Raw genomic sequence first — 13,930 nt, 5'->3', positions numbered from 1 at the left:
GTCAGGAACGCACGAGCGAGCAGCCGCCCTCGGCCACCGGGCGGAAGGCCTCCTCCGCAGGGGTGGTCGCGGCGACCTTGTAGTAGTCGTAGGGGGCGCGGGATTCGGCGGGCGACTTCACCTCGAAGAGATACACGGGGTGGATCTTGCGGCCATCCTCGCGGATGCGCCCGGGACCGAAGGCGTCGTCGTCGGTCGGCATGGCCTTCATGCGCGCCACCGCCGCGCGGCCATCGGCCTTGGCGGCCGCCGCCCCCATGTCGGCCACGGCCTTGAGGTAGTGCAGCGTGGCGCCATAGCAGCCGGCCGGCACCATGGCGGGCGGGCGGTTCTGGTTGGCCTGGCGCACGCGCTGCGTCAGCGCGCGGGTGCGGTCATTGAGGTCCCAGTAGAAGGATTCCGTCAGCAGCAGCCCCTGTGCGGATTCCAGGCCGAGCGCGTGGATGTCCATCACCCCCATCAGCAGCGCGGCGAACTTCATCGACCGGTGCAGGCCGAATTCGCGCGCCGACTTGATGGTGTTCACCGTGTCCGTGCTGGCATTGGCCATGCCGAGCACCTTGGCGCGCGAGGCCTGCGCCTGCAGCACGAAGGCGGAGAAGTCGGTGGTCGCCGGGAACGGGTAGCGCACCTGGCCCAGCACGCGCCCACCGGCGTTGCGCACGAAATTTGCCGTGTCGCGCTCGAGCGCATGGCCGAAGGCGTAGTCGGCGGTGATGAAGAACCAGCTGTCGCCGCCGGTGCGCACGATGGCGGCACCCGTGCCCTTGGCCAGCATCCAGGTGTCGTAGGTCCAGTGCACCGTGTTCGGGCTGCACTGCGCGCCCGTCAGGTCCGAGGTCGCGGCACCGGAATTGAGGAAGACCTTGTTCTTCTCCCGCGCGATCTGGTTGACCGCCAGCGCGACCGAGGAGGTCGGCACGTCGACCACCACATCGACGCCCTGGTCGTACCATTGCCGCGCGATGTTCGCGCCGACATCGGGGCGGTTCTGGTGGTCGGCCTGCAGCACCTCGACCGCGAAGCCGCGCCCGGCGAATTCAGCGGCCGCGGCCTGGGTCAGCACCACGCTGCCCGGGCCGGTGGTGTCGCGGTAGGGGCCCGACATGTCGGTCAGCACGCCGATCCGGATGGCGGTGCCCTGCGCGCGCGCGCGCGCCATCGGCACGGCCGCCGTGGCGGCGGCACCGGCGAGAAGGCTCCTGCGGCTCGTCTCCATGATCTGTCCTCCCTGTGTTGACGTCATGCGGCCGGCCGGGCGGGGTCTTCGCGCCCCGTCCCGGACGGCCCCGGCGGTTCAGCTACGGATCAGGCTGCAGCCGCCCTCGGCGATCGGGCGGAAGGCCTCGTCCGCCGGGGTGGTCTGCAGCAGCTTGTAGAAATCCCACGGGCCGCGGGATTCGGACGGCGCCTTCACCTCGAACAGGAAGGAAGGGATCAGGCGGCGGCCATCGGCGCGGATGGTTCCCGTACCGAAGCAGTCATCCTCGCTGGGTGTCGCCTTCATGCGGTTGATCAGTTCGGTGCCGGAGGCCTTGGCCGCGGGCACGCCCATGGCGGCGACGGTCTTGAGGAAGTGCAGCGTGGCCGAATAGCAGCCCGCATGGATCATGTTCGGGTAGTTGGTCGGCGTGCGGCGGATGATGCGCTGCGTCCAGGCGCGGGTCTTGTCGTTGGTGTCCCAGTAGAAGGATTCCGTGCAGACCAGACCCTGCGCCGTCTGCAGGCCGATGCCGTTGACGTCGTTCACGAACAGCAGCAACGCCGCCAACTTGATGCCGCGCCGCGTGATGCCGAATTCGGCCGCCTGCTTCACGCAGTTGGCGGTGTCCGCGCCGGCGTTCGCGAGGCCGATCACCTTCGGCCGCGCGGCCGCCGCCTGCACCAGGAAGCTGCTGAAGTCGGTCGTGCCTGGGAAGGGCGTGCGCACCTGGCCCAGCACCCGCCCGCCGGCGGCGCGCACGAAGGCGGCGTTGTCGCGCTCGAGCGCATGGCCGAAGGCGTAGTCTGCGGTGATGAAGAACCAGGTGTCGCCGCCCGCGCGCACCATCGCGCCGCCGGTCGACTTCGCCAGCATGTAGGTGTCGTACGACCAATGGATGGTGTTGGGCGAACAGGCCGGGCCGGTCAGGTCGGCGGTGGCAGAGCCGACGTTGATGTAGGCCTTGTTCTTCTCACGCGCGATCTGGTTGACCGCGAGCCCGACCGACGATGTCGGCACGTCCACGATCATGTCGACGCCCTGGTCGTACCATTGCCGCGCGATGTTCGATCCGACATCGGGGCGGTTCTGATGGTCGGCCTCGATGACTTCTACCGTGAAGCCGTGGCTCGCGCCGAACTCCGCGGCGGCTTCGCGCGTACAGGCGGCCGAGGTGGGGCCGGTGTTGTCCCGGTAGGTGCCCGACATGTCGGTCAGCACGCCGATACGGATCGTGTTGGCCTGCGCGCGGGCGCGGCTGAGCGGCGCGATCGCGGCGGCGGTGCCGGCGGCAAGTGCGCTGCGGCGGGTCAGCTCCATCGGAACATCCTCTCCTGTCGATTATCGTTGAACCCGGGCGGGGTTGGCTCCCCGCCCGGGGCCTCAGGCACGGATCAGCTGCGCACGAGCGTGCAGCCGCCTTCGGCGAGCGGGCGGAAGGCCTCGTCCGCCGCTGTGGTCTGCAGCAGCTTGTAGTAGTCCCAGGGGCCACGGCTTTCGCCCGGCGCCTTCACTTCCAGCAGGTAGGCCGGGCAGAGGCGGCGGCCATCGGCGCGGATCGAGCCGGGGCCGAAGGCGTCGTCCTCGGTCGGCATCGCCTTCATGCGCGCGACCGTCGCCGCGCCATCGGCCTTGGCCGCCGCGACGCCCAGTTCCATCGCCGCCTTCAGGTAGTGCATCGTGCCCGAGTAGCAGCCGGCCTGCGCCATGCCCGGACGGAGCTGCTGCGGCATGCTGGGCAGCACGCGCGCGGTGAAGGCACGGGTGCGGTCGTTCAGGTCCCAGTAGAAGGTCTCGGTGCAGACCAGGCCCTGCGCCGTCTGCAGGCCCAGCGAATGCACGTCCGAGATGAACATCAGCAGCGCCGCCAGCTTCACGCCGCGGCGCGTCACGCCGAATTCCGCTGCCTGCTTGATGGAGTTGATGGTGTCGCCGCCGGCATTCGCCAGGCCGATCACCTTGGCGCGCGAGGCCTGCGCCTGCACCAGGAAGGAGCTGAAGTCGGTCGTGCCCGGGAAGGGCGTGCGCACCGAACCCAGCACGCGCCCGCCGGCCGCACGGATGAAGTTCGAGGTGTCGCGCTCGAGCGCGTGGCCGAAGGCGTAGTCCGCCGTGATGAAGAACCATGTATCGCCGCCCGCGCGCACCATCGCGCCCCCGGTCGACTTCGCCAGCATGTAGGTGTCGTAGGTCCAGTGCACCGTGTTGGGCGAGCAGGCCGATCCCGTCAGGTCCGAGGTCGCGCCTGAGGAGTTGATGTAGACCTTGTTCTTCTCCCGCACGACGGTGTTCACCGCGAGCGCGACCGAGGAGGTCGGCACGTCGATGATCATGTCCACGCCGTCGCGGTCGATCCACTGGCGGGCGATGTTCACACCGACATCGGGGCGGTTCTGGTGGTCGCCCACCACGATCTCCACGTTGATGCCGCGAGCCGCGAGGCCGAGATCGGCGATCGCCTGGCGCACGCAGGCGACCGAGCCCGGGCCGTTCACGTCGCGATACAGGCCCGACTGGTCGTTCAGCACGCCGATCTTGATGGTGTTGGCCGCCTGCGCGCGGGCGCTGCGATAGGGGAGCGCGCCGAAGGCGGCAGTGGCGGCCGTTGCACCAAGAAGGCCTCGGCGGTTGAGGTCGGTCATTCGATTCTCCCTTGTCGTATCCCGGCGCCGCCCTGGCAGCGCCTTCGTCAGAGGATGATCCGGCGTCAGACGCCGAGATAGGCGTGCAACCGGTCCATCGAGGTGTTGAGATCCTCGTTGCGGACCATGTCGACCACGCGGCCGTGCTCCATCACGTAGTGGCGGTCGGCGACGGTCTGCGCGAAGCGGAAGTTTTGCTCTACCAGCAGTACGGTGAAGCCGCGGCGCTTCAACTCGCGGATCGTGCGCCCGATCTGCTGCACGATGACCGGGGCGAGACCCTCGCTGGGCTCGTCGAGCAGTAGCAGCTTCGCGCCGGTACGCAGGATGCGCCCGATCGCGAGCATCTGCTGCTCGCCACCCGACAGCTTTGTGCCCTGGCTGCGCGCGCGTTCCTTGAGGTTCGGGAACAGCTCGTAGATCTCGCTGACCGCCATCCCGCCGGTGCGCACCACCGGCGGCAGCATCAGGTTCTCGGTCACGTCGAGCGAGGCGAAGATGCCGCGCTCCTCCGGGCAATAGGCGATGCCCGCGCGGGCGATGACGTCGGAGCGCGCGTTGATCAGCTCCTGCCCGGCATGGCGGATCGACCCCGCGCGCCGGGGCACCAGCCCCATGATGGAGCGCAGCGTGGTGGTCTTGCCCGCGCCGTTGCGCCCGAGCAGCGTCACCACCTCGCCCTCGCGGATGTCCAGCGTCACGCCGTGCAGCACGTGGCTTTCGCCGTACCAGGCCTCGAGGTCCTGCACTTCCATGAGCGGCGCGCCGCTGGCCTGCGCGCGGACCGGCGCGGCGTCGATTGCGTCAGCCATGGGCGGCCTCCATCGCGGGGGCTTCGCTGCCGAGATAGGCGGCGATGACATCGGGGTTGCGCGAGACCGCGGCGTAGTCGCCCTCGGCCAGCACCGAGCCGCGCGCGAGCACGGTGATGGTGTCGCACAGGCCCGAGACGACCTTGAGGTTGTGCTCGACCAGCAGGACGGTGCGGCCCACAGCAACGCGCCTCACCAGCGCGACGATGCGGTCCACGTCGTCATGCGCCATCCCTGCCGTCGGTTCGTCCAGCAGCAGCATCACCGGGTCGAGCGCGAGCGTGGTCGCGATCTCGAGCGCGCGCTTGCGCCCATAGGGCAGCTCGCCGGCCGTGAGGTTGGCGTAGCCGGACAGGCCCACATCCTCGAGCAGCTCGCGCGCCCGCGCATCGTAGGACCGCAGCACGCTGTCGGAGCGCCAGAAGTCGAAGGACCCGCCGCGCGAACGCTGCAGCGCCACGCGGACATTCTCCAGCACGGACAGGTGCGGGAAGACCGCCGAGATCTGGAAGGACCGCACCAGACCCAGCCGCGCCACCTCGGCCGGCTTCATGCCGGTGATGTCGCGCCCGTCGTAGCGGATAGTGCCGCGCGTGGGCGGCAGGAACTTCGTGAGCAGGTTGAAGCATGTGGTCTTGCCGGCGCCGTTCGGGCCGATCAGCCCATGGATCGTGCCGCGGCGCACCGACAGGCTCACGTCGTTCACGGCCACGAAGCCGCGGAACTCCTTCGTCAGGCCGCTTGTCTCCAGAATCGCGTCGGACACGCTTGAACCGCTCCCCTGTCCCGCCGGCCTGGATGGCCGATCGTCTTTCGATACTTCGATGTAGGCGAGGCGCGGTGCGCCGCGCAAGGCAGGCCCGCGTCCAGCGCAGGGTTTTTCCGCGGATGTTCCGCCCGAGGCATCATGCTGCACGAAAAAGGGGCAGCCGGTCGCCCGGCTACCCCTCGTGATCCGATTCCGGAGGCCTGGTTCAGGCGACGGCGGCGGAGAGCTCCTCCGGCGTCACCTGGCGCTCGGTGACCTTGGCGAGCTCGAGCATGAAGTCGACCACCTTCTCCTCGAAGATGGGCGCGCGCAGGTTCTCAGCCGCCTGCGGGTTCTTGCGGAAGAACTCCAGCACCTGCTGCTCCTGGCCCGGATAGCGCGAGGCTTCCTGGCGCACGGCGCGGGCCAGCTCGTCCTGGGCGACCTGGACGTTGTTGGCGCGGCCGATCTCGGAGAGCATCAGCCCGAGGCGGATGCGGCGCTCGGCGATGGTGCGGTATTCCGCCTTCAGCGTCGCCTCGTCCTTGCCCTGGTCGTCGGCGTCGAGCCGGCCGGCCTTGAGGTCGGCCTCCACGCGCTGCCAGATCTGCGCGAACTCGGCCTCGACCATGCCCTCGGGCACCGGGAACGAGGCGCGGTCGGCCAGCGCGTCGAGCAGCGCACGCTTCACCTTCATGCGCGACAGCGCGTCGTATTCGCGCTGCAGCGAGCCGCGGATCGCATCCTTCAGCGCGTTGAGGTCGGCCATGCCGACAGCCTTGGCGAGATCGTCATCGATCGCGACAGGCTTGCGCGCCTTCAGCGCCTTGGCGGCGATGGTGAAGCGCGCCTGCTTGCCGGCGAGTTCGGCCGAGCCGTAGTCGGCCGGGAAGACCACGTCGATGTCGCGGCTCTCGCCCGGCGCCATGCCGACCATCTGCTCGGTGAAGCCGGGGATGAAGCCCTGGCCGCCGACCTCGATCGGCATGTCGGTGGCCGCACCGCCGGCGAAGGCCGGGGCCTCCGGTTCCTCGGCGCCGGCGACGGCGCGCATCGGGCCGACGCGCAGCGTCACGTCCACCACGGCGCCGGCAGCGACGGCGATCTCGACCACCGGGCGCGCAAAGGCCAGCGCGGGGTCGGCCTGCAGCGTGAAGGTCGCGCGGTCGCCGAAGGCGTTCAGGCTGCACGTCGCGCGCGTCGAGCGCAGGAAGGCGTCCGACGAACGCTCATTGAAGCCGAACTGCGCGCCAGCGCCGGCGGGCAGCGCGCCGGCCGCGACATGGACCTGCACCGACAGCGTGTAGACCCCGCCCGGCTTCACCGGCAGGCCGTTGGGCTGCGCGGCGAAGATGCGGATGAAGCCGGCCTCGGTGGCGGTGCCGGTCACCTTCGCGTCGAAATACGGCAGTCCGCGCTCGGTGCCGATCGCGGCGACCTCGCTCGCGAGGCCCGGCGAGACATCGACCGACCATTCCGCCGGAACCTCGCCCGGGCTGCCGGGGCGCGCGCCCAGGCCGACGCCGTTCTTGAGCAGGTTCGGCGGCAGGCGGCCGGTGAAGTCGCAGACCAGGATGTCGCCGGCGCCGGCGGCGCGGGGCTCGGCATCCTCGAGCGTGCCGTTGCGCTCGGCGATGGAGGCGAGCGCCTTGTCGATGGCTTCGTCGGTCGGCTCGGTCTTGAGGCGCTCGAGCTCGATGCCGGCGAATTCGGGCATCGGCACCTCGGGCAGCACCTCGAGATCCATGCGGAATTCGAGGTCCGCGCCCTCGGCGAAGTTCACGATGTCGATCTTGGGCTGCAGCGCGGGCTTGAGGCCGCGGTCGGTCACCACCTGGCGCGAGGCGTCGCTCACCTGCTGTTCCAGGACCTCGCCCAGCACGGCGGCGCCATAGCGCTGCTTGACCACCGACATCGGCACCTTGCCGGGGCGGAAGCCGGGCATGGAGACGGTCTTGGCGATCTCCGCCAGGCGCTTGTCGCGCGTGGTGGCGATGTCCGCCGCGGTGACGGTGACGGAATAGGCGCGCTTCAGCCCGTCATTCGCGAGCTCGGTGACCTGCATCGAGGGACGTCCATCCAACAGCTAGAGAAAACCGGCGGCGCCTTTGGTGCGGGCGAAGGGATTCGAACCCCCACGGCTTGCGCCACCGGAACCTAAATCCGGCGTGTCTGCCAGTTCCACCACGCCCGCAAGGCGCCTTCGGCGGCAGGGGCGGGGGTGTAGCGCAGGATGGCGGGGTTTCCAAGGCGCTTTGGGCGCCCCCGGGCTGTCAGACAGGCGGATCGCGGCCCTGCCGCGATCCCGGAGGGCAAGGCGCGACCGCGCCCAGGCTATCAGCCGTGCCGGGCGCGCCGGTGCGGGGCGCAAAGGCAAGCGGCCCGGATGGGCCGCGCCCGCCGCCTGCGGGCGCCCTCAATCTGCGTAGGCGGCCTCGCGCACCAGGTTGGCGATGGGGCCGGAGCCGAGGATCGAGGTCTGCGTCATCACCACGCCGACGATCCGGTTGGTCGGGTCCACCCAGAACTGCGTGCCGTAGATGCCGCCCCAACCCCACGACCCAGCCGGCAGGCGGGACCGGGCAGCGGCAGGGTCGATCAGCACGCCGGCCCCCAGGCCATGGCCCCAGCCCGGGCCGCGCAGCGTCGCGAGCGTGCCCGTGGCGTTCGTGCCGACCAGCGCCGCGGTCTCGGGCCGCAGGATGCGCACGCCGTCGATCTCGCCCCCGCGCGCCAGCATGGTCAGGAAGCGCGCATAGTCGGTGATGTTGCCCACCATGCCGCCGCCGCCGGAATCATAGCCGGTGCCGAAGGGGCGATTGGGGTCGAGCAGCGCGGTGCCGCCGGTCGCCGGGAAGGCCACCTCCATCGCTGCGCGCACGGGCGCGGTGCCGAGGCCGAGCACCAAGCGCGGCTCGGCAGGGCGGGTCACCGGAACAAAGCGCTCGGCATGCGCGGCCGGCACCGAGAAGGCGAAGGAGGCGAGGTTGAGCGGCCGCGCGATGCGCTCCGCCACGAAGGCGCCGAGGCGCTGGCCGGAGACGCGCTCGATCACCCAGCCCAGCACGTCGGTCGCCAGGGAATAATGGAACTCACTGCCCGGCTCGTGGCGCAGCGGCGCGCTGGCGAGGCGCCGCGCGGCTTCCTCGGACGGCAGCGACGTGCCGAGCCCGTCCGTGACCCCGGCATCGCGGTAGGCGCCGATCAGCCCCGGCGAATTCATGAAGTTGTACGAGAAGCCGGCGGTATGGGTCATCAGGTCGCGGATGGTGGGGACCCGCGCCGGCGCCGCCAGGGTGCCATCCGCCTGGCGGACGCGGAGGTTGGCGAATTCCGGCAGATGGCGTGCGATCGGGTCATCCAGGTTGAGCCGGCCCTGATCGACCAGGATCAGCGCCGCGGTCGAGGTCACCACCTTGGACATGGAGGCCAGCCGGAACATGTCCGTCATGGCGATCGGCGTGCTGCCGCCGGCCTCGCGCAGGCCCTGCGCACGCTCGTAGATCGGCTGGCCGTCCTGCAGGATCAGCACGAGCAGGCCGGGCGTGGAGTTGCCCTCGACCAGCTGGCGCGCCGCCGCGTCCAGGGCAGCGGTGCGATTCTCCGGCATGCGCGCGGCAAGCGGGGTGGCGACCAGCCCCGCCAGGGCAAGGCCGAGCAGAAGGCGGCGTGTGGGCATCTTGTTCCTCCTTGTCAGCGTACATCGGGTTGGCCCCGACCTGGCGCGAAGTCTCGCACAGCTTTGCCATCCGTGGTTGAGCGAATTCACGCGACGCGCACCGGGGCCGGGGCGATGGGTGTTTTCGGGGCGGTGTCGCGCCCCTTCACCCTGCCAGCCTGAACCGGTGCGCCGCCGCGCTTGACCTTGCCGCGGCGGCTGCCCAGGCTCCCCTGCAAGGGGCCGGTCGCGATCGCCTCGTGAGGCCTCGGCCCGAGCATCGCGTTCACGCGGCGGCGCCTCGCGCCGACGGAGGGCGCCCATGCCGACACGCGCCAGCGACGACCGCGCCGGCCTGCCGGGCGCCGGAACCACCGTCCCGCGGGCCGCGCGCAGCATCATGCTGGCACGCGGGCTCAGGGACTTCGGCGACGGCCTCGTTGCGGTGCTGCTGCCGGCCTACCTGCTGGCGCTCGGCTTCGGCGCGGCCGAGGTCGGCGCCGTGGCGACGGTCGCGCTGCTCGGGTCGGCCCTCATGACACTCGGCGTCGGCATGCTGGGCGGGCGGATCGATCCGCGCGGGCTGCTGCTGCTCGCAGCGCTGCTGATGGTTGCGACCGGCCTCGGCTTCGCCGTAGCGGGAAGCCTTGTCGCGATCCTCGCGCTGGCGCTGTGCGGCACGGTCAATCCGTCCGCCGGCAGCGTGAGCATCTTCGCGCCGCTGGAGCAGACGGTGCTGACCCATGCCGTGCCCGATGCCGGCCGCACCGCGCTGTTTGCGCGCTACAGCCTGGTCGGCGCGCTCGCCGCCGCCGCGGGGGCGCTGACGGCGGGGCTGGCGGATGTGCTCGGCGCGCTCGGCGTGGCGGAGGCCTTGGCCCTGCGGTCGCCCTTTCTGCTCTATGCCGCGCTCGGCCTCGGCTGCTGGATGGCGTATCGGGCCTTGCCGCGGCAGGCGGCGGGGCTGGCCGGAGCGGCGCATGGCCGGCTCGGGCCGTCGCGCGGGATCGTGCTGCGCCTCGCGGCGCTGTTCAGCGTCGATTCCTTCGCGGGCGGGCTCGCCGTGCAGTCGCTGCTGGCGCTCTGGCTGTTCGAGCGCTTCGACCTCTCCTTCGCGCAAGCGGGGCTGTTCTTCTTCTGGTCGGGCGTGCTCTCGGCGTTTTCCTTCCCGGTGGCGGTCTGGCTCGCGCGGCGCATCGGGCTCGTGAACACGATGGTGTTCACGCATATCCCCTCCAGCCTCTGCCTCATCGCCGCGATGCTCGCCCCCGACCTTTGGTGGGCGCTGGGGCTGCTGCTGCTGCGCGCGGGCCTGTCGCAGATGGATGTGCCGACGCGGACCTCCTACGTCATGGCGGTTGTGACGCCGGCGGAGCGCACCGCCGCGGCCAGCGTCACGGCGGTGCCGCGCAGCCTTGCTTCCGCCGCCGGTCCGGCCATCGCCGGGGCGATCATCGCCATGGGCTATCCGACGGCGCCGTTCATCCTGTGTGGCGCGCTGAAGATCGCCTATGACCTGGCGCTGCTGCGCGCCTTCGGCCGCATAAAGCCGCCCGAGGAACGGTGAGCCGGGCGTCAGGCGCCCAGCAACGCCTCAGCGCAGGCATCCAGGATCGCGTCGGAATCGAGCCCGTATTCGCGATACAGCGCCGGGATATCCCCCGCCTGGCCGAAGCGATCCACGCCGAGCGGCACCACGCGCTGCCCGCGCACCGCGCCCATCCAGGCATGCGCCGCTGGGTGCCCGTCCAGCACCGTGACCAGCGCGGCGTCGCGCGCGAGCGGCGCCAGCAGGCGTTCGACGTGCGAGACCACGCGCACCCCGCTGCGCGCCGCGCGACGGGCCGCGAGCCATTCCGCATGCATGCGGTCCGGGCTGGTGATGGCGAGCAGGCCCGCGCCGGGTTCCTCGCTGCGCAATTCCTCGAAGGCGGCCATCGCTTCGGGCGCTAGGGCGCCCTGGTAGGCGATGGCGATGCGCGCCCCCTGTCGCGGCGTCACCACCCAGTGCCCGCCGGCAATCACGGCCGCCGGGTCCAGCACGCGCGGCGGCTGTTCGAGCCCGCGCGTGGACAGGCGCAGCCAGACCGCCGAGCCGTCCGGCTTCTGCATGTGGTCGAAGGCGTGGCGCAGCAGGATGGCGAGTTCGTCCGCATGGGCCGGTTCGAAGCTCGCGAGCCGGTCCGCCGCCATGCCGATCAGCGGCGTGTTGACCGACTGGTGCTGCCCGCCCTCCGGCGCCAGCGTCAGGCCCGAGGGCGTGCTCACCAGCAGGAAGCGCGCATCCTGGTAGCAGGCATAGATCAGCGCATCGAGGCCACGGTTGACGAAGGGGTCGTAGACCGTGCCGACCGGCAGCAGCCGCGCGCCGTACAGCCGGTCCGCGAGGCCCAGGCCCGCCAGCACCAGGAACAGGTTCTGCTCGGCGATGCCGAGCTCGACATGCTGGCCCTCCGGCGACATGCCCCAGCGCTGCGCGGAGGCGAGCTTCGCGTCGCGGAACACGTCGTTCTTCTTGTGCCGGTCGAAGATCCCGCGGCGGTTCACCCAGGCGCCGAGATTGGTGCTGACCGTGACATCCGGGCTGGTGGTGACGATGCGCTTCGCGAGCTCGGCGAATTCGCCCTGCCCGCGGCCGATCTCGGCCAGGATCTCGCCGAAGGCGGCCTGGGTGGATTGCCTGCGCCCCTCGCCCACCTTCGGCGCCGCGAAGGTCGCGGGCACATGGATGGGCGGCGCGGAAAGCCGGCGGCCCTGCGGCGTCAGGGGCTGGGCGAAGGGCACGCCGGCCAGGAAATCCCGCAACTCCGCCTCGGGGATGTCGAGCCCCTCGAACAGGTCCCATTCATGGCCGGGGCGGATGCGCATCAGCTCGCGGAAGCTGCCCATCTGCTCGCGGGTCATGAGCCCCGAATGGTTGTCCTTGTGGCCGGCGAAGGGCAGGCCCATGCCCTTCACGGTATAGGCGATGAAGCAGGTGGGCTGGTCGCCCTCGGCATCCTGGGCGCGGAAGGCATCGCCCAGCGTCTCGATGTCGTGGCCGCCGAGGTTGTTCATCAGCGCCGCCAGTTCGTCATCCGTCAGCGGGTCGATGATGGCGCGGATGCCGGGGATGCGGCCCAGCTCGGCCAGCAGCGCGGCACGCCAGGCGGCGCCGCCCTGGAAGGTGAGCGCGGCGTAGAGGCTGTTCGGGCAGTCGTCGATCCAGCGGCGCAGCTGCTCGCCATCCGGCCGTGCGAAGGCAGCTTCGAGCCTGCGGCCGTATTTGATGGTGACGACGTTCCAGCCCATGTCGCGGAACAGGCCCTCGATGCGGCCGAACAGCCGGTCGGGCACCACGGAATCGAGGCTCTGGCGGTTGTAGTCCACCACCCACCAGACATTGCGGATGTCGTGCTTCCAGCCTTCCAGCAGGGCTTCGTAGATGTTGCCCTCATCCAGTTCGGCATCGCCGACGACGGCCACGTGGCGGCCGGCGGGCAGCCCCTCGGGCGCCAGGTTGTGCAGGTGGACATAGTCCTGAACCAGCGATCCGAAGGAAGCGAGCGCCACGCCCAGGCCCACCGAGCCGGTGGAGAAATCCACCTCCGCCCCGTCCTTCACGCGCGAGGGGTAGGGCTGGATGCCGCCGAATTCGCGCAGCGTGGACAGCCGGTCGCGGTCCTGGCGCCCCAGCAGGTAGTTGATGGCATGGAAGACCGGCCCGGCATGCGGCTTCACCGCCACCCGGTCGGCCGGGCGCAGGATGCCGAAATACAGCGCCGCCAGGATCGAGACCGAGGAGGCGCAGGAGGCCTGGTGGCCGCCCACCTTCAGCCCGTCGCGGTTCGGGCGGATGTGGTTCGCGTGGTGGATCATCCAGGCGGAGAGCCAGAGCAGCTTGCGCTCCAGCGCGTGCAGGATCTCGACGCGCCGCGCCGCATCCGGCGTATCGAGGCGCTGGCCCCTGCCCTGCACGGTCATTCCGTTCCTCCACGCCCCGCGTCCCGACCGAGTATGGGCGCTGGACCGCGCGGGGAGAAGGCCGGCGCGTGCCCGTGGACCGGCCACGACCGTCGGCACCGGCCGGCTTCCGGAGCCACGCACCTCGCCTGGACACCGTCATCGTGCGGAGCGAGAGGGCCCTTCCCGGACCTGACCGCGCGCCCGAAGGCGCATGCCCGGACGCCGCTCAGCTCGCCCGGCGGCGCAGCGGGAAGGCGACCGGGTCGCCGCCGCGGCGCGGGCGGGCGGCAGCGCGCGCCCGCAGCAGGGACGACGCCAGCAGGACGGGGCCGGCCGCAAGACCCAGAACGAGAGCGAATTGCGCGAGTGGCACCATGGCCATGGATCCCATCAAGACCAGGCCCTTGTCGCGCAGCCGGCACGGCGCCGCCGTGTTCCCGGTCACGTCCCGGCGCCGGCGGGGCGGCATGGCCCGCGGCATCCCACGGCAGGGCCGGGCCTCCGGGCGCCGCGGTCGGGCCCGGTCAGCCCTTCGCGAAGCGCTTCAGCGCGGCCGAGACGGCGCGCCGGCCCTCGCCCACATAGCCCTCGTGGTTCTCCTCGATGCGGTCGGGGTCATAGAGGTAGTTCACCATCAGCCCGAAGGCCTGGCGCATGCCGTTGTCCGAGGTGTCGGCCCGCCAGTTCAGCCGCTCGATCCGCGCGCCGTTCGACAGGTGGAAATGCGCCACGGGATCGCGCGCGCGGCCGGGGCGGCCGGCTGCGTCCTCCTTCGCCAGGTAGCGGGCGCACAGGCGGGTCAGCAGCGGTTCCAGCACCTTCGCCGCGGCCTCGTCACGCAGCCAGCCGCGCCGGGCGATGAGGCGCTGCAGCGCGGCCACCGCGTCGTCGGCGGCGCCCTCCGACGCGGGCGATGCCGGCGGC

Annotated in this window: 11 protein-coding genes, 1 tRNA gene and 2 pseudogenes; 1 reads left to right on the top strand and 13 read right to left on the bottom strand. The window is 71.1% G+C overall.

The genetic code is table 11. The annotated features are described in order from the left end of the window. Position 1 precedes the first annotated feature (1 nt). The 10 genes and pseudogenes from HW578_RS06120 to HW578_RS06075 all read right to left on the bottom strand — a co-directional run bounded on the left by HW578_RS06120 (position 2) and on the right by HW578_RS06075 (position 9,351). Complete coding sequence (locus HW578_RS06120) at positions 2–1,219, bottom strand: ABC transporter substrate-binding protein (RefSeq protein ID WP_198369660.1); 1,218 nt, start codon at positions 1,217–1,219, stop codon at positions 2–4. Positions 1,220–1,297: 78 nt separating this feature from the next. Beyond that, positions 1,298–2,521 carry an ABC transporter substrate-binding protein gene (locus HW578_RS06115; RefSeq protein WP_198369659.1) on the bottom strand — a complete coding sequence of 408 codons (1,224 nt, stop codon included), beginning with the start codon at positions 2,519–2,521 and terminating at the stop codon, positions 1,298–1,300. Between the two features lie 74 nt (positions 2,522–2,595). After that, the gene (locus HW578_RS06110) at positions 2,596–3,843 is read right to left on the bottom strand and encodes an ABC transporter substrate-binding protein (RefSeq protein ID WP_198369658.1); all 1,248 of its coding nucleotides are present in this window, start codon (positions 3,841–3,843) and stop codon (positions 2,596–2,598) included. A 65-nt stretch (positions 3,844–3,908) separates the two neighbouring features. Further along, positions 3,909–4,655 (bottom strand): ABC transporter ATP-binding protein, encoded by a 747-nt coding sequence (locus HW578_RS06105; protein ID WP_198369657.1) that lies wholly within the window; start codon positions 4,653–4,655, stop codon positions 3,909–3,911. Further along, positions 4,648–5,421: an ABC transporter ATP-binding protein gene (locus HW578_RS06100; RefSeq protein WP_198369656.1), complete on the bottom strand. Its 774-nt coding sequence runs from the start codon at positions 5,419–5,421 to the stop codon at positions 4,648–4,650. Before HW578_RS06100 ends, HW578_RS06105 begins: the two co-directional genes overlap by 8 nt. Before the next feature lie 208 nt (positions 5,422–5,629). Continuing rightward, a pseudogene (gene tig / locus HW578_RS06095) lies at positions 5,630–6,418 on the bottom strand (trigger factor); the annotation flags it as partial. 633 nt (positions 6,419–7,051) lie between these two features. Continuing rightward, positions 7,052–7,468, bottom strand: a pseudogene (locus tag HW578_RS06090) (trigger factor); the annotation flags it as partial. A gap of 44 nt (positions 7,469–7,512) precedes the next feature. Next, positions 7,513–7,597 (bottom strand) — tRNA-Leu (locus tag HW578_RS06085). Positions 7,598–7,819: 222 nt separating this feature from the next. Beyond that, positions 7,820–9,082 (bottom strand): serine hydrolase domain-containing protein, encoded by a 1,263-nt coding sequence (locus tag HW578_RS06080; RefSeq protein ID WP_198369655.1) that lies wholly within the window; start codon positions 9,080–9,082, stop codon positions 7,820–7,822. A gap of 86 nt (positions 9,083–9,168) precedes the next feature. Then, positions 9,169–9,351, bottom strand: a complete 183-nt coding sequence (locus HW578_RS06075; protein ID WP_198369654.1) for a hypothetical protein — start codon at positions 9,349–9,351, stop codon at positions 9,169–9,171. A 32-nt stretch (positions 9,352–9,383) separates the two neighbouring features. Between HW578_RS06075 and HW578_RS06070 the strand changes: the two genes are divergently transcribed. Continuing rightward, a complete protein-coding gene (locus HW578_RS06070) occupies positions 9,384–10,628 on the top strand; it encodes an MFS transporter (protein WP_198369653.1) in 1,245 nt (414 codons plus the stop codon). Between the two features lie 8 nt (positions 10,629–10,636). Here HW578_RS06070 and HW578_RS06065 read toward each other — a convergent pair whose 3' ends face one another. The 3 genes from HW578_RS06065 to HW578_RS06055 form a co-directional block, all read right to left on the bottom strand. Then, positions 10,637–13,024, bottom strand: coding sequence for a 1-deoxy-D-xylulose-5-phosphate synthase N-terminal domain-containing protein (locus tag HW578_RS06065; protein ID WP_198369652.1), 2,388 nt, complete (start codon positions 13,022–13,024; stop codon positions 10,637–10,639). Between the two features lie 208 nt (positions 13,025–13,232). Next, positions 13,233–13,451, bottom strand: a complete 219-nt coding sequence (locus HW578_RS06060) for a hypothetical protein (RefSeq protein ID WP_198369651.1) — start codon at positions 13,449–13,451, stop codon at positions 13,233–13,235. A 79-nt stretch (positions 13,452–13,530) separates the two neighbouring features. Beyond that, the coding region (locus HW578_RS06055; protein ID WP_198369650.1) for a malonyl-CoA decarboxylase domain-containing protein at positions 13,531–13,930 on the bottom strand (400 nt) is incomplete at its 5' end.

It is taken from the genome of Roseomonas rosulenta (assembly GCF_016106005.1).
GTDB classification, from domain to species: Bacteria; Pseudomonadota; Alphaproteobacteria; order Acetobacterales; family Acetobacteraceae; genus Neoroseomonas; species Neoroseomonas rosulenta.
Note: the sequence above shows the minus strand (reverse complement) of the source record. Positions and strands in the feature narration are given on the sequence as shown.

Coding starts and splice junctions, on each gene's coding strand:
- HW578_RS06120 (WP_198369660.1), bottom strand. CDS start 1,219: ATGGAGACGAGCCGCAGGAGCCTTCTCGCCGGTGCCGCCGCCACGGCG.
- HW578_RS06080 (WP_198369655.1), bottom strand. CDS start 9,082: ATGCCCACACGCCGCCTTCTGCTCGGCCTTGCCCTGGCGGGGCTGGTC.
- HW578_RS06070 (WP_198369653.1), top strand. CDS start 9,384: ATGCCGACACGCGCCAGCGACGACCGCGCCGGCCTGCCGGGCGCCGGA.
- HW578_RS06110 (WP_198369658.1), bottom strand. CDS start 3,843: ATGACCGACCTCAACCGCCGAGGCCTTCTTGGTGCAACGGCCGCCACT.
- HW578_RS06065 (WP_198369652.1), bottom strand. CDS start 13,024: ATGACCGTGCAGGGCAGGGGCCAGCGCCTCGATACGCCGGATGCGGCG.
- HW578_RS06115 (WP_198369659.1), bottom strand. CDS start 2,521: ATGGAGCTGACCCGCCGCAGCGCACTTGCCGCCGGCACCGCCGCCGCG.
- HW578_RS06105 (WP_198369657.1), bottom strand. CDS start 4,655: ATGGCTGACGCAATCGACGCCGCGCCGGTCCGCGCGCAGGCCAGCGGC.